15 protein-coding genes are annotated in these 20,239 nt (G+C 71.7%); 6 read left to right on the top strand and 9 right to left on the bottom strand.

Features of this window, described 5'->3' with window-relative positions; all coding sequences use genetic code 11:
* Positions 1-112 precede the first annotated feature (112 nt).
* Both V1633_RS35845 and V1633_RS35840 read right to left on the bottom strand, forming a co-directional pair.
* Positions 113-1,492 (bottom strand): multicopper oxidase domain-containing protein, encoded by a 1,380-nt coding sequence (locus V1633_RS35845; RefSeq protein WP_331218631.1) that lies wholly within the window; start codon positions 1,490-1,492, stop codon positions 113-115.
* 168 nt (positions 1,493-1,660) lie between these two features.
* Positions 1,661-3,964 (bottom strand): copper oxidase, encoded by a 2,304-nt coding sequence (locus V1633_RS35840; RefSeq protein ID WP_331218630.1) that lies wholly within the window; start codon positions 3,962-3,964, stop codon positions 1,661-1,663.
* A gap of 568 nt (positions 3,965-4,532) precedes the next feature.
* On the opposite strand from V1633_RS35840, the gene V1633_RS35835 reads away from it, so the two are divergent.
* Both V1633_RS35835 and V1633_RS35830 read left to right on the top strand, forming a co-directional pair.
* A complete protein-coding gene (locus tag V1633_RS35835; protein WP_331218629.1) occupies positions 4,533-5,738 on the top strand; it encodes a cytochrome P450 in 1,206 nt (401 codons plus the stop codon).
* Positions 5,735-5,962, top strand: a complete 228-nt coding sequence (locus V1633_RS35830) for a ferredoxin (RefSeq protein ID WP_331218628.1) — start codon at positions 5,735-5,737, stop codon at positions 5,960-5,962. Before V1633_RS35835 ends, V1633_RS35830 begins: the two co-directional genes overlap by 4 nt.
* Before the next feature lie 16 nt (positions 5,963-5,978).
* Here the strand turns inward: V1633_RS35830 and V1633_RS35825 are convergent, their stop codons facing one another.
* A complete protein-coding gene (locus tag V1633_RS35825) occupies positions 5,979-6,830 on the bottom strand; it encodes an alpha/beta fold hydrolase (RefSeq protein ID WP_331218627.1) in 852 nt (283 codons plus the stop codon).
* A gap of 329 nt (positions 6,831-7,159) precedes the next feature.
* Between V1633_RS35825 and V1633_RS35820 the strand changes: the two genes are divergently transcribed.
* Both V1633_RS35820 and V1633_RS35815 read left to right on the top strand, forming a co-directional pair.
* Positions 7,160-7,888: an alpha/beta hydrolase gene (locus V1633_RS35820; RefSeq protein WP_331218626.1), complete on the top strand. Its 729-nt coding sequence runs from the start codon at positions 7,160-7,162 to the stop codon at positions 7,886-7,888.
* A gap of 335 nt (positions 7,889-8,223) precedes the next feature.
* The gene (locus V1633_RS35815) at positions 8,224-9,774 is read left to right on the top strand and encodes a ribosomal eL19 family protein (protein ID WP_331218625.1); all 1,551 of its coding nucleotides are present in this window, start codon (positions 8,224-8,226) and stop codon (positions 9,772-9,774) included.
* A gap of 27 nt (positions 9,775-9,801) precedes the next feature.
* Here V1633_RS35815 and V1633_RS35810 read toward each other — a convergent pair whose 3' ends face one another.
* The 6 genes from V1633_RS35810 to V1633_RS35785 are packed head-to-tail and all read right to left on the bottom strand — an operon-like array spanning position 9,802 to position 17,343.
* Positions 9,802-10,935, bottom strand: coding sequence for a glycosyltransferase (locus V1633_RS35810; RefSeq protein WP_331218624.1), 1,134 nt, complete (start codon positions 10,933-10,935; stop codon positions 9,802-9,804).
* 15 nt (positions 10,936-10,950) lie between these two features.
* A complete protein-coding gene (locus V1633_RS35805; RefSeq protein ID WP_331218623.1) occupies positions 10,951-12,486 on the bottom strand; it encodes a lipid II flippase MurJ in 1,536 nt (511 codons plus the stop codon).
* Positions 12,483-13,676, bottom strand: a complete 1,194-nt coding sequence (locus V1633_RS35800; protein ID WP_331218622.1) for a glycosyltransferase family 4 protein — start codon at positions 13,674-13,676, stop codon at positions 12,483-12,485. The genes V1633_RS35805 and V1633_RS35800 overlap by 4 nt, the downstream gene beginning before the upstream one ends.
* A complete protein-coding gene (locus V1633_RS35795) occupies positions 13,673-14,638 on the bottom strand; it encodes a glycosyltransferase (protein ID WP_331218621.1) in 966 nt (321 codons plus the stop codon). The genes V1633_RS35800 and V1633_RS35795 overlap by 4 nt, the downstream gene beginning before the upstream one ends.
* A gap of 1 nt (position 14,639) precedes the next feature.
* Positions 14,640-16,112, bottom strand: coding sequence for an O-antigen ligase family protein (locus V1633_RS35790; protein WP_331218620.1), 1,473 nt, complete (start codon positions 16,110-16,112; stop codon positions 14,640-14,642).
* Positions 16,105-17,343 carry a glycosyltransferase gene (locus tag V1633_RS35785; RefSeq protein WP_331218619.1) on the bottom strand — a complete coding sequence of 413 codons (1,239 nt, stop codon included), beginning with the start codon at positions 17,341-17,343 and terminating at the stop codon, positions 16,105-16,107. The genes V1633_RS35790 and V1633_RS35785 overlap by 8 nt, the downstream gene beginning before the upstream one ends.
* 319 nt (positions 17,344-17,662) lie before the next feature.
* Between V1633_RS35785 and V1633_RS35780 the strand changes: the two genes are divergently transcribed.
* Both V1633_RS35780 and V1633_RS35775 read left to right on the top strand, forming a co-directional pair.
* Positions 17,663-18,931 carry a DUF1800 domain-containing protein gene (locus tag V1633_RS35780; protein ID WP_331218618.1) on the top strand — a complete coding sequence of 423 codons (1,269 nt, stop codon included), beginning with the start codon at positions 17,663-17,665 and terminating at the stop codon, positions 18,929-18,931.
* Entirely contained in the window at positions 18,931-20,184 is a 1,254-nt protein-coding gene (locus V1633_RS35775) for a DUF1501 domain-containing protein (RefSeq protein ID WP_331218617.1), read from the top strand. Before V1633_RS35780 ends, V1633_RS35775 begins: the two co-directional genes overlap by 1 nt.
* Positions 20,185-20,239: the final 55 nt, after the last annotated feature.

The raw sequence follows: 20,239 nt of genomic DNA, 5'->3' as shown, positions 1-20,239 counted from the left end.
GGGGGGGGGGGGGGGTGTGGGGGGGGGCGGGGGGGGGGGGGGGGGGGGGGGCCGCGCCGGGGGGGGGGGGGGGGCGGGCCCGCGGGGAGGGGGCGTCGGTCGGCGTGGCCGACTACCCGGTCACATCGATGACCGTCACCAGCCCGATCATCCCGTCCGGTCCTTCCGAGTGGGAGAAGATGTGGCAGTGGAGCAGCCACTTCCCCACCTCTCTGGGTTGGAAGACGATGTCGAAGGTCTGTCCCGGTGCCACGGTCAGCGTGTCCACCGTGTAGGGCGAGGCGAGTTTGATCCCGTCCTGGGCGACCACCTGGAACGACATCCCGTGCAGGTGCATCGGGTGGACCATCTCCGGCCCGGTGCCGATCAGCCGGATGTGCACCCGCTGCCCGACCTTCGCCGCGAGCGGGGTGGTCGCCGGGTAGGACCTGCCGTTGATCGTGAAGCCGTTGGAGCCGTCGCCGATGGCGAGGGTGTAGTGCTTGTCGGCGGCGATGTCACCCAGCGTCGGGGTGACCACCAGGGCACCGTACAGACCCTTGCCGACCTGGCCGCCGCCCATGTGTGAGTGGTACCAGTGGGTGCCGGTGGTCTTGGCGGTCCACTCGTAGACGTAGGTCTCCCCCGGCATGATGTGCGGCTGCGTGAGGTCGGGTACGCCATCCTGGGCGTTCGGCAGTTCCATGCCGTGCCAGTGCACCGCGGTGTGCTCCGGCAGGTTGTTCTGCACGATGAACCGCAGCTTGTCGCCCTCGTTCACCTTCAGGGTGGGTCCGGGGACGATGCCGTTGAAGGCGTACGCCGGTCTGACCAGCCCGGCCGACACCTCCAGGTTCAGCGGGGCCATGCAGAGTTTGAACACCTTGACCCCACCGACCGTCTCGTACGTGGCCAGCCGGGTGCCGTCACCCTGCTCGGCGCCGACGGTCGGGCTCTGGCAGGGCGGCGCTCCCGGTGGCGGCCCGGTAGGTGTCGGCGTCGGCGTACCGGTGGGGGTGGGAGTCGGCGTGGCGGTCGGGGTCGGCGTCGGGCCGGCGGTGGTGGGCCGGGGTGTGGTCGGGGTGGGCCCGGCGGTGGTCGGCGGCGTCGATCCGGCGTTGATGGTGCCGAGCATGTACGGGTGGTTGCCGCAGAAGTAGGAGTACGAGCGGGCCGCGGTGACGGTCACCGTGAAGCTGGCGCCCGGTGGCAGGTCGGGCGAGGTGAAGTCACCCCGGATCATGTGCAGGGTGCCGTCGGTCTCCTGGTTGACGAAGGTCACGGTGTCCCCGGGGGCGACGTTGAGCACCTCCGGGGTGAAGGTGAAGTTCCTGATCGTGACCGTGTGGTTGGCGGCCATCGCGGCCTGTGGGGCGAAGATGGCCGCGCCCGCCGCGATCACCGCGAGGGCGAGCAGGGCGAGTACGACGAACCGCCGGACCGGCGGCGAGGTGGTTCTCAGCACCTGCCGGAGGACGGCGAACCGCCGTCCCGGCAAGCTCAGGTCGGACATGGGGGTCTCCTCGTCTACGCTTTCTGGGAGCGCGCGGCATCGCGGGCCGGCCGGCACCCGTCAGGAACGGGTCGGCTGCCCGGCGTCACGCAATGCACGCCGCCCGGAGCGAGAGAGGGACCGTCCGCTTCACGGTCCCTCTCTCCCACTCGTCGGGAATCGGGAAGGTCAGTTACAGATTCCGGTGTTGATCGGATTCAGCTGGGCGCAGGTGAGCTGGTCGGCCATGCCGGCCGGGGTGTTCTGGACCCAGCCGTTGTAGACGATCGGGAAGGCGAAGACGCCCTGACCGCCCATGCCGTTGTAGGCGGTCACGGTGTCGTCGGTGGCAGTGCCGGCCGCCGCGTCGAGCACCATCCGTCCGACGACGGCCGCGTCGGCCGGGTTGCCGTCGCCGTTGGGGTCGCCGTCGACCACCGCCATCGCGTTCGAGAACTTGCTGGACACGTAGGCGTAGTAGCCGCCACCGCGTTTGGCTCCGAAGTTGATGCCGTGGCATCCGGAGTCACACGGCAACGTCTTGACGATCCGGTCCGTCTCGGTGTCGATCACCATGATGTTGCTGGTCAACGTGTTGGCCACCAGCAGGTACTGCCCGTCGGGGCTGACCGGCAGCTGGATGGGCAACCCGCCGAACGGCCCACTGGTGGCGCCGCTGACCGGGTCGTACGTGTCCCACAGGTCGATCGCCTTGTAGCCGACGGTACCGCCGCCGTCGGCCCGGCAGGCCGGCCCGGCCAGGGATATGCAGGAGACGCTCTGGCCGAGGAAGTTCGCCACGTAGTACTTGGAACTGTCCGGCATCATGCCGGTGGCGATCGGCAGTTCCTCGGTCTGCATCTTGGTGATCGCTCCGGTCGGTACGTCGACCACGGTCGAGTCATGGTGGTTGACGTTCGGCGTGACCATCGTCTGGCCGTCCGCGCTCATCCAGTGCGCGTGCGGGTGGGCCGGGGTCTGGCCCGGTCCCTGCACGAGGATCCGCCGGTCGACCGCGGTCGCCCCGGGACTCAGTTCGACCACCGCGTTACCGGCGTTGATGGCGACGTGCAACTGGTCGGTGTCGGTCCGGGTCATCACGTGTGACGGATCCGGGCCGACCTGGATGGTCCGGACGAGTTGCCCGGTGTTGCGGTCGAAGACGGTGAGCCGGTCGGAGAACCACTCCGTCTGGTAGATGTACCGCCCGTCCCGGTCGCTCCACATGTTGTGCGGGTTGTTCATGTTGATCTGGGGCAACGCCACCTTCCGGGCCACCGTCCAGTTGACCACGTCGACCTTGGTCGCCGCCCCGGACTTGGACTTGCCGGCGAACTGTTCCATCTGGGTGTCGACCCAGACCTCGCCGACGCCGGGGACCGCCGGCCGTTGGGTCAGCGCCGGCAGGGTGACGCCCTCGCTGAACTTGCTCTCGTAGAAGGCGTCCAGGAGTGGTACCAGCACCGGCTGGCCGGCGGCGTCGTACATCAGGATCGGCGCCGGCGGGTACGACGGGTTCCACGCCCGCTCCTCGGTGTTGCTGTACGTCTGCCAGTTGGTCGGCGACGTGATCCGGAAGAACTTCTGCACCAGTTGCTGCACCACGTCGGACGAGCTGGGCACCACCATGCCGCCCTTGGCCGCGACGTTCAGTTGGCGGCCGAAGTCGAGACCCGGGGTCAACGGGTCGTCCACCACCACCGCGCCGAGCATGTACGGATGGATCTTGCAGGCCCAGGCGTACAGGCCCGGTTCGGCCAGCGACGTCTCGACGTCGCCGATGAACGCGCTGCCCTGGTCGAACTCGGGTGCGCCGACCGGCCAGATGATGCTGGTGACCGAGTGCGCGGAGGCGGCGTCGGGGGCCGCCACCTTGAACTTCGCCTTCGGGACCAGGCTCAGGTCCCGGGGGGCGATCTCCTGCAGGTCCTCCAGGGTGTCCATCAGGCTGAGCCCGACCGGCAGGCTGGACAGCGGCACCGCGTCGCTGGCGCTGCTGCCGGCCAACTGCTGCCGCAGCTGGTTGACCTGCGTCTTGGCCCGCTGGACGGTCGGGTTGAGGAAGCCCAGCAGGCCGCCCGCGTCGTCGATCGCGTCGTTGAGCTGGTCGAGGTTGAGCAGCGTGGTCAGGTCGACGCCGAGGTTGCCGAGCAACGGCGCCTCACCGTCGATGATCGGCAGGTTGAGCAGCTCGCCAAGGTTCCCGTTGAACAGCGGGATGCTGTCCAGCGGCAGGTCGAGCAGTCGGGTCCGCGGGGTCACCGCGACACCCAGTGAGTTGGTGCCGAACAGGGTCGCCCCGGTGTCGAACCAGGCACCCTGGTTGTCGGTCAGGTCGAACATGACGGGTGCGCCGACGCCGACCGGGTTGGCGCGTGCCGACGCCGGCACACCGAGCCCGGCGACGATCAGGACCGGCACCATCAGCCGGGCCCACCGTCGCCGGACGGCTCTGCGGCGTGCGGCACGCACACCATCGGGTGGGGGGTGCATGTCTGCTCCTCCTAGGCGGGTTGGGGGTACCCGCGGGGCGCCCCGCACGCGGGCGCGCGGCCGCCACCGCGGACGCCGGCAGGACCGGCGGTGGCCGGGTCCTCCGTTCGGCCCGGACACACCGACAGAAGGCCAGTCAGCGGTTACGCGGATTCGCCGGAAGCGCGAAACACTCGATTAACGAAAGTCTTCAATGCCCTGGTCGCGAATGTGCACGGGACGAAACACCGTTGATCGCGGGACGAGCGGGACGGTCCGAAGAGGTTGATGCCAGCCGGACGATCGGCGGAGGCGGCCTGACCGATCAGCCGATCGTGTGGTGACCGGTCGTCCCAGGTGGCGCCGGAAGCGACCGGACGACATCCAGCGGCAAGGGTAACCCGGACTACTCACTGTCGCCCACCTGGAACCCGTCCGACCGGAGCCCGCGCCTCGCCCGCCGGCTACCACGACGGATGGTATCGATCACCATAATTCGCTACCATCCGCGATCAGTGGCTCACCCGGCGCTGACGGATGGTCGTCCCAGCACGACCGCCCGGCGCCGACCCCTGACTGGAGGATCGCGATGACGGACAGCCGGCAGGTGACCGCCCGACCGTACCCTTTCTCCGCTCCCGACCGGCTCACCGTCGACCCCCGGTACGCCGAACTGCGGCGGACCGAGCCGGTGATCCGGGTCCGACTGCCGTACGGCGAGGAGGGCTGGCTCGCCACCCGCTACCACGACGTCCGGACCGTGCTGGGTGACGCGCGGTTCAGCCGGGCGGCCTCCCTCGACCACGACGAGCCGCGGATCAGCCCGCGTCCGCTGGGCAACGGTCTGCTCTCCATGGACCCGCCCGAACACACCCGGCTGCGCCGACTCGCCGCGAAGGCGTTCACCGCCCGCCGGGTGGAACTGCTCCGGGCCCGCGCCCAGCAGATCGCCGACGAACTGGTCGACGACATGGTCAAGGCCGGACCTCCGGTCGACCTGGTGGAGCGGTTCGCCACGCCACTGCCGATCCAGGTCATCTGCGAACTGCTCGGGGTGCCGTTCGCCGACCGGCACCACTTCCACGTCTGGTCGGGGGCGATCGTCTCGACCACCTCGATGAGTCCGGAGATGATCGAGGAGTACCTGGGGAACCTGTACGGCTACATCGGTGGCCTGCTCGCGCAGCGGCGGGACGAACCGACCGACGACCTGCTCAGCGCCATGGTCCAGGCCCGCGACGAGAACCAGGACCGGCTCACCGAGTTCGAGGTGGTGCAGTTCGCCGCCGGGCTGCTCGCCGCCGGGCACGAGACGACGGTGACCCAGATCCCGAACTTCGTCTACGTCCTGCTGGAGAACCCGGCGGAACTGGCCCGGCTGCGGGCGGATCCCTCGCTGGTGCCGTCCGCGGTGGAGGAACTGCTCCGCTACGTGCCCCTCGGGGTGGCCTCGGCCTTCCCCCGGTACGCGACCGAGGACGTCGAAATCGGCGGTGTCCTGGTCCGGGCCGGGGAGCCGGTGCTCGCCTCCCTCACCTCGGCGAACCGCGACGGCGAGGTCTTCGCCGAGCCCGATCGACTCGACCTCGCCCGGGATCCGAACCCGCACGTGGGGTTCAGTCACGGCGTACACCACTGCGTCGGCGCGCAACTGGCCCGGATGGAGCTTCAGGTGGCACTCCGTACGCTGGTCACCCGCCTGCCCGGGCTGCGGCTCGCGGTCCCCGAGCCGGAGCTGGTCTGGAAGAGCGGACTCATCGTGCGCGGCCTGATCTCCCTGCCGGTGGCCTGGTGAGCGGCGGCTGGCGGGTGAGCGTCGATCCGGAGCGCTGCATCGGCTCGGGGATCTGCGCCGGCACCGCCGCCGCCCACTTCCGACTGGTCGACGGCCTCGCCACGCCGGTCGCCCGCACGACGCCGCCGGCCGAGTCGGTACGCGACGCGGCGGAGTCGTGCCCGGTGGAGGCGATCACCGTACGGGACGCGGCCGACGACCGGCTGATCGCGCCGGAGCCCTGATCCCGGGCGCCGGAACTCAGGCCAGCGCCTCGGCCGGCGTCCGGATGAACTCCAGCAGCGCCTGGGCGATCTCGTCACCGTGGGTCCACGGGATGCCGTGCGGCCCGCCCTTGATGGTGTGCAGTTGGCTGCCCGGGATCGCGGCGTGCATCCGCTGCCCGGTCACCGGGTACGGCAGCACCCGGTCGGCGTCGCCCTGGATGATCAGGGACGGTACGTCGATCCGGGCCAGGTCCTGCCGGAAGTCGGTCAGCCAGGTGGTGATGCTGGCGAGCGTGCCGATCGGCGAGGCGCTGACGGCGGTGATCCAGTTGGCCCGAACCACCTCCTCGCTGACCCGCTTGCCGAGGTTCTCGTCAAGGTTGTAGAAGTCGTTGAGGAAGTTCGTCTGGTAGGCCGGCCGGTCGGCGACGACCGACTGCATGAAGCCCTCGAAGAGGCTCTGTTCCACGCCCTCCGGGTTGTCGTCGGTCTTCAGCAGGTACGGCGGGATCGGGGAGATGAAGACCGCGCGGCTCACCCGGGCCGAGCCGTAGTTGGCGATGTAGCGGGTCACCTCGCCGGTCCCCATCGAGTGGCCGACCAGGACGACGTCGGTCAGGTCCAGCTCGTTCATCAGGATGTTCAGGTCGGCGGCGAAGGTGTCGTAGTCGTAGCCGATCGTCGGCTGGCCGGAGGCGCCGAAGCCCCGGCGGTCGTACGCGATGGTCCGGTAGCCGGCGCTCAGCAGCGGCCCGACCTGCTTCTCCCACGCGGCGCTGCTGAGCGGGAACCCGTGGATCAGCACCACCGGCTGCCCCGCCCCGTGGTCCTCGTAGTACAGGTCGATGGGCGCGGAGTTCTCCACGCCGACGGTCAGATAGGGCACCCGTCTCTCCCCTCTCGCGTACTCGCCTCGATGGCATGGCCGCCGGTTCCCCGGGGCCGTGGTGGGGCGGCAGATCCCGTGCTGACGACGTTCATCAACCAGCCGAGGTGGCAATTGCGCAGATTGCCGGACTTGCCGCGCGGTCAGCCTACCGAGCCCCGATCGCCCACACCGGCGGAACAGCGCTATTCCTCCGCCGGGCCGGCAGCACGGCGGAACAGCGGCGGCTGACCGTCCGCCCCGGGCCGTGGTGGCGATGGTCCCGCCGGCCGGACACCCCGAGCCAGCGCCCGAGGCCGAGCCAGCGCCAGACCCTAGGATCGATTGGCATGACGCCGCCCGGGCCTCGTCCACTGCTGGTGCTCCTGCACAGCCCGGCGGTCGGCCCCGCCACCTGGCGGCCGGTCGCCGCCGAACTGCGCGCCCGCGGCCGGGAGGTTCGGGTGCCATCCCTGCTCGACGTGGCGACCGGCGACCCGCCGTACTGGCCCCGGGTGGTGACGGCGGTCCGGACGGCGCTGGCCGGGACCCCGCCGCGCCACCCGGTGGCGCTGGTCGGACACAGCAACGCCGGGATTTTCCTCCCCACGGTCCGCGCCGCCCTCCGCCACCCGGTCACCGCCTCGGTCTTCGTCGACGCGGCCCTGCCGGCCCGCTCCGGCCCCACCCCGGTGGCGCCGAGGGCGCACCTGCCGGCGCTGCGGAACATGGCCGGTCCGGACGGCCGGCTGCCCCGGTGGACCGACCGGTACGACGAGGTCGAGGTCGCCGCCCTGTTCCGCGACCCGTCGACCCGACGCGCCGTCGTCGCGGAGCAGCCCCGACTGCCGCTGGCGTACTACACGCAGCGGATACCGGCGGTGCCGGGCTGGGACGACCACCGCTGCGGGTACCTGCTCTTCGGACCGCCGTACGACGAGGTCGCCGCGGACGCGGCCGGACGTGGCTGGCCGGTGCTGACCGTACCCGGCCGGCACCTGCACCAGCTCGTCGACCCGGCGGCGGTCGCCACCGCCGTCCTGACCCTGACCGGCGGGACCGGGACGGCCGGGCGCTGACGTTCCGGCGGATCGTCCGTCCGGACCCTCGGGCCGCAGGACGCCCGGGACGCCCACCGGCCCCGAACCCGACCCGGTCGGGGGATATCCACTGGGGACGGTGGTCGGGGAGAGTCGCCAGCGGCGGCCGGACGTACCCGTCCGGTTCGACCGGACGTATCCGGACGGCCGCCAGGTGACCGGTACGGGCCGGCACTCTCCGTCAGCCTCCGGGTACTATCGCCGGACGACCGGGGCGGGTCAGGCGCGCGATCATCAGAGCCACGGAGGGTGTTCGGGGATGCTGGCCCCAGCACACTAGGATCCGCAGACGAGAACGGCGGAAGTGGGTGGGGATGCAGCCAGTGGGTCCGTACCGGTTCATCGAGGCGATCAGCGTCTGTCAGGTCGGCAGCGTCTGGTCGGCCATCGACGGGCAGGGCAATTCCTTCACCGCCGCCGTCCTGGACGCCGCCGTGGCAACCGATCAACGCTGGCGGGACGCGTTCGCCGGGACGGCACACGCGCTGGCGCAGCCGGGGGCCGGCGGGTCGCGCTTCGCGCACGCCGACCTCACCGCGCCGGCGCCCTGGGTCGCCTACGCCGCCGCTGACAGCGCTGGCGCGGAACAGCTCTTCCTGGCGCTCGGCATGGAGTGCCGACCGCTGGGGTCGGTCACGGCCGACGACGAGACGGTCACGATGAAGAGTCCCCCCGCGGTGGCCGAATCGGTGGCGTCCTCCCAGTCGAACGCTCCCGACGAGCTGTCGACCGGGCCTGACGAGGAACTGGCCAGTCCGACGACCCGGTTGACGCCGAACGGTCCCTGGCAGACCGTCCCGCCTCAGGCCGGCGCCTCCGCGTCGCCGGATTCCGTCTCGGCCCCACCGCACCAGGTCTCCGTACCGCCGCACCAGACCTCAGCCCCACCACACCAGGTCTCCGTACCGCCACACCAGACCTCAGCCCCACCACACCAGGTCTCCGTACCGCCACACCAGACCTCAGCCCCACCACACCAGGTCTCCGTACCGCCACACCAGACCTCAGCCCCACCACACCAGATCTCGGTGCCGCCGCACCAGACCTCGGGTCCACCGATGCCGCTGCCGGAGATGCCTGGCACGTACCCCACCAGCGGGCCGCCGTCGCCGGACCCCTCCGGCTACGACCCGCTCTACTCGCCGGTCCGGCACATCGTGCCCTCCGAACCGGCACCGAGCCGCCGTCGGCTGTGGATCCTGGTCGGCGCGGCGGCGCTGGTCGTCGTGCTGGCCGTGGGCGGCACGGTCTTCGCCCTCAGCGGCGGGGAGGACCCCGTCACGCCGAGCGCCAGCCCGACCGCCGAAGCCCTGCCGCCGATGCCCTCGCCGACCAACCCGCCACTGCAGCCCGGCCTGGAGCCGCCCACCCCGGGCTCCTGGCCCGCCAAGTGGCCGAGCTTCACCGAGCGGGACAACGTACGGACGCTGTCCGACCTGGAGGGGCTCGGCTTCCAGCTCAAGGTGCCGGCCGGCTGGGAGTGCAGCCTCGCCGGCCGGGCCCAGGGATTCGCCAAGTACAACTGCGGCGTGCCCGAGGGGGCCGGGCCGAAGTTCGGTGGCGAACTGGTCGTCCGGGACTGCGCGCAGCCGTGTGACGAGGCACAGCAGGTCGCCATGCGCCAGGCCGAGGAGGCATGGGGTCAGCGGTGGATCCGCAGTGGCCAGCACTCGACGTACGTCGAGACGAGTTCGCTGGAGGAGAACGGTGAGCCGCGGCACGGCCTCGTGGTGGTCGCCTTCTTCCGGGGCGGTGACGACGGGGTGGTCAACCGGCAGCTGGTGCTGCGGCTGACCGCACCCCGGGACGGTGCGCTGGAGCTGCGCCGGGTGGCCACCTACCTGCGCAACACCCTGATCTTCTGAGTTCCGCCGCGCGCCCGGGGGTGCTCCTCACCCCCGGGCGCCGGCCTCCAGCCAGGCGGTGATCCGGGTCGAGAACTCCCGCGTCGAGAACCGGCCGGCCCACGCCGTCGTACGCTCCGCCGTCAGCTCCGGCAGACGCCGCACGAGCGGACCGAAGTCGCGCGGATCCAGGGAGTCGACGAGGAAGCCGGTCTCCCCGTCCACCACGGTCTCCAGCAGGCCGCCCCGACGCAGCCCCACCACCGGAGTGCCGCACGCCTGCGCCTCCACCGGGATGATGCCGAAGTCCTCGTGGACCGGGAACAGCAGTGCCCGGGCCCCCCAGTAGAGCCGCCGCAACCGCGCCCGGTCCGGCTGGACCTCGAACGTGACCGGAACCGACGCCCGCTCGGCGGCACGGCGCAGCTGACGCTCCTGCGGCCCCGAACCGGCGATGACCAACGGCAGTCCGACGACGTCCGCGATCGCGATGATCAGGTCGAAGTTCTTGTACGGGATCCAGCGCCCCACGCCGAGCAGGTAGTCCCGGGACTGGTTCCGGTCCGACTCCGGCGCGGCGGCGAAGAAGTCCACGTCCACCGGCGGATTGATCACCTCCGCGTCACGCCGCCAGTAGCGGCGGATCCGGGCCTGGACCTCCCGCGAGTTGGCCGCGTAGCCGCGCACGTGCCGGCTGAGCCGTACGTCGAGGGACTGCAGGGCCTTCCGGGGCGGAACCAGCAGGGGATGCGCGCCACGTCCGTCGAAGGACGGGCTCCAGACGTACCGTGCCGGCGAGTGGACGTAGCTCAGATAGCGGGTTTCGTCGGGTGGACCGAGCCGGACGGTGTGCGCGAAGGCGTGGCTGGAGGAGACCACCACGTCGAAGCGTTCCCGGCTGAGCGTCCGCCACACCAGGGGCATCAGGGGCAGCGCCGCCGCCTTCGTCCGCCGCAGCGGGGTCCGCGCCAGCCAGGACTCACGCAGGCCCGGCTCGTCGACGTCGCGGTCCTTCCAGAGCACGAACCGTTCGGCGTGCGGCACCTGTGCCGCGATCTGCCGGAAGACGTTCTCCGAACCGCCGGTGGCGCCGAACCACTCGTGCACCACGGCGACCGAACGGCCGGCGAGGCAGCCGGCCGGCGTACCCCGGGATTCCGGACCATCCACGTGTGACTCCATCCTCGGTCCTCCTCGTCAGGGTGTCCGCCCGGCCCCGGTAAGCTGCCGCGCCCGGTCCCAGATGCCGACCAGGAAGGTACGGCGCACCCCCGGCACCACCGCCGCGTAGCCGACCCAGACCAGCAGGATCCCGACGCAGGAGACGAGCAGCCGGAGAATCCCCGGCCCGGCGAGCAGGTATCCCGCCAGGGCGGCGAGGACCGCGCCGGGCAGCAGCGCCGCGATCAGCCGGGCGCTGTATCCGAGCACCCCGAGCAGCCGCGCCGAGAGCAGGAACATCAGCAGGCCGCCGACCGAGGCCGCGGCGCCCAGGGTGAACGGCCCCCAGTGCCGGAACAGCAGCAGGTTGACCGCGGCGGCGGCCCCGAACGAGACCGCGTTCACCCAGGCGACCCGGACGTTCGCGCCCCGGGCGTTGAGCACCTTGACCAGCGTGTATCCGATGACCTGGGCCCAGATGCCGAGGGCGAAGCCGAGCAGCAGCGTGGCGGAGACCTCCACCGCCCGCTCGTCGAACATGCCGCGCGCGTAGAGCAGGGTGACGATGCCGGTGCTGTTGAGGCTCAGGATCAGCGAGAGCGGCACGGTCACGAAGAGCACCGGCGGGAGCAGGCGACGAAGCCCGCCGGCCACGTCCCCCGGCGCCATCCGGGCGAACGAGGCCAGCCCGGCCAGTCCCAGTGGGGCGGCCAGCAGGGCCATGCAGGAGTCAACGACAAACCGGGCGTACTCGGTGGCGGCCACCACCTCGACGCCGAGCAACGAACCGACGGCCCGCTCGACCGCGATCGCCCCCTGCAGGATCACCGGCACCAGCAGCAGCGGACGCAGCCGCCGCCAGAACTCGCCGAGCGCGATCCGGTAGGCGTCGCGGTTCGCCGGCCGCTCACCGTTTACGGGCTCGCCGGGCTCCTCCGGCCCAGGTGCCCGCAGGTAGCCCCGCCGCCGGATCCAGTAGGCCCCCCAGGCGAGGAGCAGGAGGTACGGGACGGTGAAACCCCAGGCGAGCAACGACACGTGCCCGGTCAGGTACGCCGCCACCGTGGCGGCGATCAGACCGAGACTCTGCACCGACGGCCGAATGTTGATCAGTTGCACGTCGTCGTGCGCCAACCCCACCAGGGTGTAGAGGTTGTACTGCACGTAGGCCGGCACCGACAGCGCGGCGATGCCGAGCATCGTGGCGGCGATCCGCGCCGTCTCCGGATCCAGGCCGGGCGCCAGCAGGCCCACCCAGTGGTGCCGACCGATCAGCAGCCCGGCCACCAGCAGCAGCGAGAACGCGGCGAGCAGTGTCCGTACGGCCCGGTAGAGCACCAGGGCCATCGCCGGCCGCTCCTGCCGGTACCGGACGTACTGCGGCAGGAAGCCGGCCGAGAGGGCGTCGGCGGTGAAGAAGTTGATCGGCACCAGGGTGGCGGTCAACGACACCCGGTTCGCCGCCACCACCCGACCGGCGCCGAAGAGCGCCGCGAGCAGGACCTCACGGACCAGGCCGAGCGCCTTGCCGGTCAGGCCACCGAGCACCAGCCGGAGGAAGATCCTGGTCACGGTGTCCCGTGCCCGCCTCGGAGCTCCTCGAGGAGGGACAGGTAGCTACCGGCGCAGTGGTCGAGCGTCAGCTCGGCGGGCAGCAGGCTGGGCCGGCCCCCGTCCGGCCGGGGCACACCGGTCAGGACCTCGGCGAGCCGGCCGGCGTCGCCGGGATCGACCTCGTGCAGTACCGGGTCGAGTGCGGCCGGTCCGGCCGCCCCGGTCGGGACCACACAGGGCAGCCCGCTGGCCAGCGCCTCCAGGATCGCCATCGGCAGCCCGACCTCGAGCCGGGCCGTGGTCAGCAGGGCGATGTCGGCCGCGGCGTAGTAGCTGCGTACCCCGTCGGGCGGCACCCGACCGACGAACGTCACCATCTCCGCCAGCCGCAGGTCGTGGACCAGGCCGCGCAGTCGCGACTCGTCCGGCCCGTCACCGACGAGCAGGAACCGGTACCGCTCCCCGGCACCCCGGTCCCGCAGCACCGCCGCCGCGCGCAACGCCCGGTCCAGCCGCTTCTGCACGTGCAGCCGGCCGACACAGCCGACCACGGTCACCCGGTCACCGATGCCGAGTTCGGTGCGCACCGCCCGCCGCGCCGGCAGGTCGAATCCGTGGTCCGCCGGACGCACCCCGTTGGGGATCAGTGCGACCCGGTCCGGCCGGACCGACCAGCGTTGCGGTGACGCGACCAGTGACTCCGCGACCCGGGCGCCGACCGCGACGATCCGGTCGAAGTCCCGGTAGCGGACCAGGTCCCGGACCAGCCAGGCGGCGTTCTTCGGAGCGGTCGCCAGCGAGCGGAGGTCCCGGGCCCGCAGCTTCGAGCCGATCTCCATCATGGACGTACCGTGCGCCTGCAGCACGAAGGGTGTCCACGGGTGCCGCGACCTCGCCCGGATCACGGCGTAGCCGCCCGCGCTCACCGACAGCACCGCCGACGGCGGTGCCGGCAACGAGTTCCAGTAGTCGCGGGAGCGACGCCACCACGCCGGGGAGTAACGGCCCGGCCGGGTCGCGGACAGCGGCACGACCTCCACGCCGTCGGCGGAGAAGGCACCCGACCGGTCCGGGATGCCGGTGGTGACGACCCGGACCGCCGGCACGGTCCGGGCCAGCTCGGTGGCGAGGCTCCAGGCGAGCGTCTCCATCCCGCCGGTGTGGTGGAACGGGGTCGCGCGGGAGAAGATCAGTATCGACTCGATCATGTCAGCGTCCCGTACAACAGCTCCAGCTTGTCGGTCTGCCTTCGCAGGTTGAACCGCTCGACGACGGTCTCCCGGCCGGCCCGGCCGAACCGTTCGGCGAGAGCCGGGTCCCGCAGCAGTGCGGTCAGCCGGTCCGCGAGTCCGGCGACGTCCCGCTCTCCGACCAGGTATCCGGTCGTCCCGTCGGTCACCGCCTCACCGATGCCGCCGTGGTCGGTGCCGACCACCGGGCGGGCGGCGGCCGCCGCCTCCAGCACCACCGTCGGCAGCCCCTCCTGGTCGCCGGTCGCCGCGGTGATGCTGGGTACGCACACCAGTCGGGCCTCGCGTAGCTGGCGGAGCGTCTCGGTGTGTGGCTGCGCGCCGAGGAACCGCACCGCCGCCCCCAGATCCAGCTCGCGGGCGAGCGCCTCCAGTGGATCCCGCAGTGGCCCGTCCCCGACGATCACCAGGTGCGCGTCGGGTACCGCCCGCCGCACCACCGCGAAGGCCCGGAGCAGATCGGCGGTGCCCTTCTTCTCCACCAGCCGCGCCACGTGCAGGATCCGGGGCGTCGCGGCCGTCGCGGCCGGCTGGATCAGCTCCACGTCCACTCCGATGGGGAGGACGACCAGCCGGTCCGCCGGATAGCCCCACTCCACGGCCCGGGCCCGGATGTGCTCCGAGACACAGACGAACCTCGCCCCGGCGTCGAACAGCTCACCGCGCCAGGTGACGTAGTTCATCCAGGACGGCTTGCCGGAGGCGAGCAGCCGCGACCTGGTGACCGTCACGTCGAACCCGTGCAGGGTGGTGACCAGCGGCAGCCCCAGCGCCCGGGCCAACGGCACCGCGTAGACGCCCTCGACACCGAAGTGCGCGTGCAGCAGCGCGGTGCCCCGCTCCCGCAGCACCCTGCCCAGCGGTCCGGAACGGCGGGTCAACGTGTACGACAACAGCGCCGCCCGGCCGAAGTCCGACACGCTAACCGAGTCCGTGCCCGGCCGGCTCGGCACCTCGTCCCGGGCCACGAACAGCGGACGGAACGTCCGCATCGCCAGGGCCTGGTTGACGATGAACGTCTCCGAGGGGCGGAACTGCTGGTGGCGCAGGATCCCGACGGTCGGGGTGGCTGGCACGGTCCTTCGACTCCTCCCCGACGGGCCGGACGAGATACACGATCAACAGTGAGACGATCGGGATCAGGTGGATGTCACCGAAGATGTCGGTGTTCTCACCCAGACCCTGCAACAGGATCCAACCGAGCGCGGCTCCGGCGTAGGCGACGAACCGTTCGTCGGTCGCGTGCCGCCGCCGCAGGACGAGCCGACCGGTGAACACGAAGTACGCGACGGTCAGCCCGAGCCCGACGACACCGGTCACCGCCCAGGCGCCCAGCAGGATGTTGTGCGGGGGCAGGATCCGCCACATGTCGTGCCGGTCGGCGTAGCCGGCGAACCCGGCGTCCCAGCCGCCGTAGCCGAGGCCGAGGACCGGGTGGTCCCGCAGCGCCTCCCCGCCGAACCGCCAGATCTCCGCCCGTCCGACAAACGCCTCGACGAGCGCGCCGAGGAACCCACGGTTCAGCACCAGCAGCAACACCAGGGCGGCGCCGGCCACGGCGGCGGCGACCAGCAGGTACCGCCGTACCGCCGGGGTCGAGCGGCGCAGGTGGTGGACGCCGTAGGCGGCGGCCGGCAGCAGGAGGACCAGCACGATCGCGGACTTCGACCCGGTGAACGGCACCGTGGCCAGGGCCGCGAGGCCGGCCAGCCGTACCCACCGGGTGCCGGTGAGGTGGGCCAGGGCCAGGGCGGCGAGGCCGTTGATGCCGAGGAACATCGCCGCCACGTTCGCGTTGATGAAGAAGCCGCCCGCCTTCGCCGGGTCCAGCACGTTGTTCGGGTGGTCCCCGAACAACGCGGCGACGGTGTTCTGCCCGGCGAAGAACCCGCCGACGGAGCGTAGGTAGCCGTCCTCCAGCCCGGGCACCAGCCGGAAGAGGATCACCAGGGCCGCCTCGGTGAGCACCAACGGCCAGTACCACCGTTCGAGCCTGCGCAGCGCCGTACGGCCCTCACCGGCCACCAGGCCCATCAGCAGGAGCGTGACGGCGAACTGACCCAGCAGGGTGATGTACTGCAGGCCGGCCCTCGGATCGGGGGACCAGGCGAGGGCGAGGACCCGGACCACCAGCAGTACCAGCACGAGGCGGAACAGCCCGGTGCGGAGCAGGTCGCGGACCGCGCCGCCGCGGACGCCGAGCAGCACCACCGGCGCCAGCAGGACGACGACCAGGGTGGCGAGGGAGATGTCCACGCTGCCCCTCGGCAGCAGGTAGAGCTGTGGTACGGCGAGGACCACCGTCACCCCGGCGAGCAATAGGTGGTGGCGGGGGGCGGGAGTCAGCCCGGACAGGACCCCGTCGAGACGGGCAGGCATCAGTCGGCTAGCCATGGCGGCGCTCCTGGTGCGCCGACGGGACCGTGTCGCCGTCGCCGCCGGTGACGATGTCCCGCAGCACCGCGCCCCGGGACCGCCAGCCGAAGTCGCGGGCGTACCCGACCCGGGCGCTGATCTCCGGATCGGACTTCGGTGTGAGGGCACCGAGCACCCGGGCGACAAAGTCGTCGACCGGGTCGGCGACGCCGATGAAGTCCGTCTCCCGGGCCGCCCGGCGGACGTCCGGCACCGGGGTGCTGACCACGTCCAGCCCGGCGGCGAGATATTCGTAGCACTTCAGCGGGCTGACTCCGGTGGTGTAGGGGTTGAGCGCGTACGGCACCAGCCCCACCGTGCACCGCCCCGCCACCTCGGCCAGCTCGTCGACCCGGAGCACACCCAGGTACGTCGCACCGAGTCGGCGCAGTTCCGTCAGTTCCCGGTCGAAGCCGCCGCCACCGGCCGCGACCGGACCGGCCAGCAACAGTTCACCCTTGTCGCGCAGGGCGACCGCCAGGGCACGCAGCAGGTCGAAGTCCAGCTTGTGCGGTGACAGGTTGCCGGCGAACAGCGCCGCCGGCCGACGGGCCCCGGCGGGCTGGCTGGCCGCGGCGAACACGTCCACGTCGGCGACGTTCGGCAGCAGGCGCACCTCGGGGAACCCGACCGCGCTCAGGTGCTCCGCCACCGCCTGACTGGTCGCGATCGCCGGACGGGCGCGGTCGGCGAGGTTCCGCTCTCCCGCCGCCACCGCGACCGCGTCGATGCCGGGGAACGCCGCCAACAGGTCGACGCAGTGGTAGACGGTGCGGTCGGCGTACCGCTCCAGCCCGTAGGTGACCGGGGTGAAAGTCCAGAGCACCCGGGGACGGGCGCTGTCCCGCCAGCGCGCGACGGCCCGTTCCAGCAGCACCCGGTTGACCAGCCGGGTGGGGCGGCGGTGCAGTGGCACGACAAGCGGCGAGATGACGGTGGCCCGTTCGGGTACGGGTCGACGGTCCGCGGCGACCGGTCGGTGCACCGAGTTGCGCAGCCGGCGGACCATCCTGGTCACGTCCCGGCTGTCCAGCCTGATCCGGCGCAGGCCGAGCGACTCGACGAAGTGCGTCTGGAAGTCGCGCGCGAACTCCCGCACCACGTAGTGCTGGTTGGTGGCGATGTGCGCGCTCCACTCGGCGGTGCCCAGCACCAGGATCGTCGGATCGGCGGACCCGGTGGGGTCGTGCGGCGCTCGTGTTGTCGTCACCCTGTCTCTTCCGACCTTGTCAAGCAGCGGTACCGCGCCCGTCGAGGAGGACCCGGACGGTCGCGGCGTGGGCGGGACCGTGGCGACGCGGGTCGCCCCGGCGGCGTCAGGCGGCCGCGACGCGGGTCATTCTGTCAGGGTGACGAAAGGTTCCACTGAGGCACCTTAGGGGAGGTGTCAAGATCGTCGTGTCCCGTCCGTCCGTGCCCGCCAGCTTTGGCACGGTGACCTGGCCCTGGACCGGGTGCGCCGAATCCCGACAGCACGCCCGGCGGCGGGTGTTTGCCGCTCGCCCTGGACGTCGCCTATGTTTTCTGTCATGACGGACGACGTCGCGTTGCTGCTGCGTCGGGCCGGCTTTGGACCCACCGCCGCCGAACTGACCGCGGCACGTCAGTCGGGATACGCCGCCACACTGGACCGGCTGGTCGCGCCGCTGGGCCCGGACGTCGGGGCGAGCAGCGCCCCGCTGCCCGATCTCGGGCCTGATCCGCACGCCAACCTGCCGAATCCGACCCGGGCCCAGCACGAGCGGGCGGACCGGATGCGCAAGGCACAGGCCGAGCAGATCGAACGGTGGTGGCTGGACCGGATGGCGGTCGCGGACCACCAGGCGGGCGAGAAACTGGTCTTCTTCTGGCACGGCCACTGGGCCACCTCGGTGGACAAGGTGTGCAGCGCCCAGTTCATGCTCGCCCAGCACCGTGCCTTCCGGGCCGCCCGCGACGTCGTCGACCTGGCCCACCGGATGGTGGAGGACCAGGCGCTGATCTACTGGTTGGACGGGCAGCACAACAAGAAGGACGCCCCCAACGAGAACCTTGCCCGGGAACTGTTCGAGCTGTTCCTGCTCGGCATCGGCAAGTACACCGAGCGGGACGTGAAGGAGGCGGGCCGGGCGCTCACCGGCTGGCGGGTGATCCTCGAACAGGAAACCCCGGTCTTCGACCGGCAACGACACGATCCCCGCACCAAGACGATCCTCGGCGTGAGCTCCCGGTTCACCGCACACAGCCTGGTCAACCTGCTGCTGACGCATCCGGAGTGCCCCCGGTTCATCGCCTCCCGGCTGTGGTTCCGCTACGCCTCCTCCACCGAGCCGATCCCGGACGGTACCCGGGACCGGATGGTGGAGGCGTTTCCCGATCCGATGCTGATGCTCCGTGCCCTGTTCGCGGACGACGCCTTCCCCGCCACCGCCAACGGCCTGGTCAAGCAGCCGGTGGAGTGGCTGGTCGGCGCCATGCGCCAGCTGGGACTCCGGATGAGCGGCCTCCCGGTCGAGGTCGCCACGGACCTGCTGTGGAAGATGCGCGTGCTCGGCCAACTGCCCTTCGCCCCACCCAGTGTCGGTGGCTGGCCGGCCGGCACCGCCTGGCTGACCTCGGCCGCCGCCCAGTCCCGGATCAACCTCGCCGGCAAGCTCGCCGACCTCGCCCGGCCCACCCAACTGACCCCGGAAGGGCTGGCCCACCTGCTCTGTCTGCCCGGCTGGACAAACCGGACCTACGAGGTGCTCCGTGCCGTGAACGACCCACGCCAGCTGCTGATCCTCGGTTTGAACAGCCCGGAATACCTGGTGACCTGATGGACGCGCTGACCCGACGACGATTCCTCCTGGCCTCCGGCGTGACCGGGGCCGCGGCGCTGGCCGCCGGAGGCGCCACCCTCGGGCTGACCCAACTGCTCCGGAAGGCCCCGGACACCGCCCCGGCCGGGGCCGGACAGACGCTCGTGCTGGTCACGCTGTACGGCGGCAACGACGGGCTGAACACCGTCATCCCGTACGCGGACAGCCGGTACCACTCGGCCCGCCCGGAGCTGGCGTACGCCCCGGAGGCCGTGCTGCCGCTCGACGACCGACTCGGACTCAACCCCCAACTCACCGGTCTGAAGCGGCTCTGGGACGACAAGCGCCTCGCCGTCGTCCTCGGCGTCGGCTATCCACGGCCGGACCGCAGCCACTTCCGGTCCATGGACATCTGGCAGACCGCCTCACCGGCGGAACCGATCTACAGTGGCTGGGTCGGGCGCTGGCTGGACGGGACGCGGGCGAGTCCGGAGGCCGCGGTCAGTTTCGAGCCGGCGTTGCCGCCGCTGTTGGCCGGCGAGACCCGGGCCGGCGCGTGTGTCAGCCTGCACGGGCTCAACCTGCCGTCCGGACTGGAGCCGGAGCGGCTGGGCGCGCTCGGCCGGGCAGAGCCGGGTGAGCCGGCGATGCAGGCGCGGGCCGCCGCCGCGTACACCGACCTGTTGCGGATCGACCACCTGATGCGCGAACCGTCCCCGGCCACCGAGCCGGCCGGGCCGGGTGACATCCGGCCGATGCCGGCCACCGGCACCGGTGGGTCCAGCGCACTCGCCGCCCAGCTCACCGCGGTCGCGCGGTGTGTCGAGGCCGGCGTGCCGACCCGGGTCTACTCGGTGAGCCTCGGCGGTTTCGACACGCACGCCGAGGAGCGGGCCGGCCACGAGATGCTGCTGGGCCAGCTGGACCAGGCGCTGACCGCGTTCGTCGACCGGATGGCACGGACCGAGGCGGGCCGCCAGGTGACGGTGGTGGTCTACAGCGAGTTCGGCCGGCGGGTACGCGCCAACGCCTCGGACGGCACCGACCACGGCACCGCCGGACCGGTCCTGCTGCTGGGTGCCCGGGTCGCCGCCGGGCTCTACGGCGAGCAGCCGAGTCTGGCCGACCTGGACGACGGCGACCTGAAGGCCAACGTCGACTTCCGGCAGGTCTTCGGCACGGTCATCGGCTCGGTGCTGCAGGCCGACCCGAACCGTTACCTGCCCGACTTCCAGGTGACGCCGCTCCCGCTCTTCCTGCCGGCGAGCTGACCCGGGCGGGGTGGTTTCCGGCGGGTGCCACCCGGCGCGCGCCCGACCCGGCCGA

It is taken from the genome of Plantactinospora sonchi, assembly GCF_036422035.1.
In the GTDB taxonomy this organism is placed as follows: domain Bacteria; phylum Actinomycetota; class Actinomycetes; order Mycobacteriales; family Micromonosporaceae; genus Plantactinospora; species Plantactinospora sonchi.
This window is presented reverse-complemented; position numbering and strand designations above follow the sequence as displayed.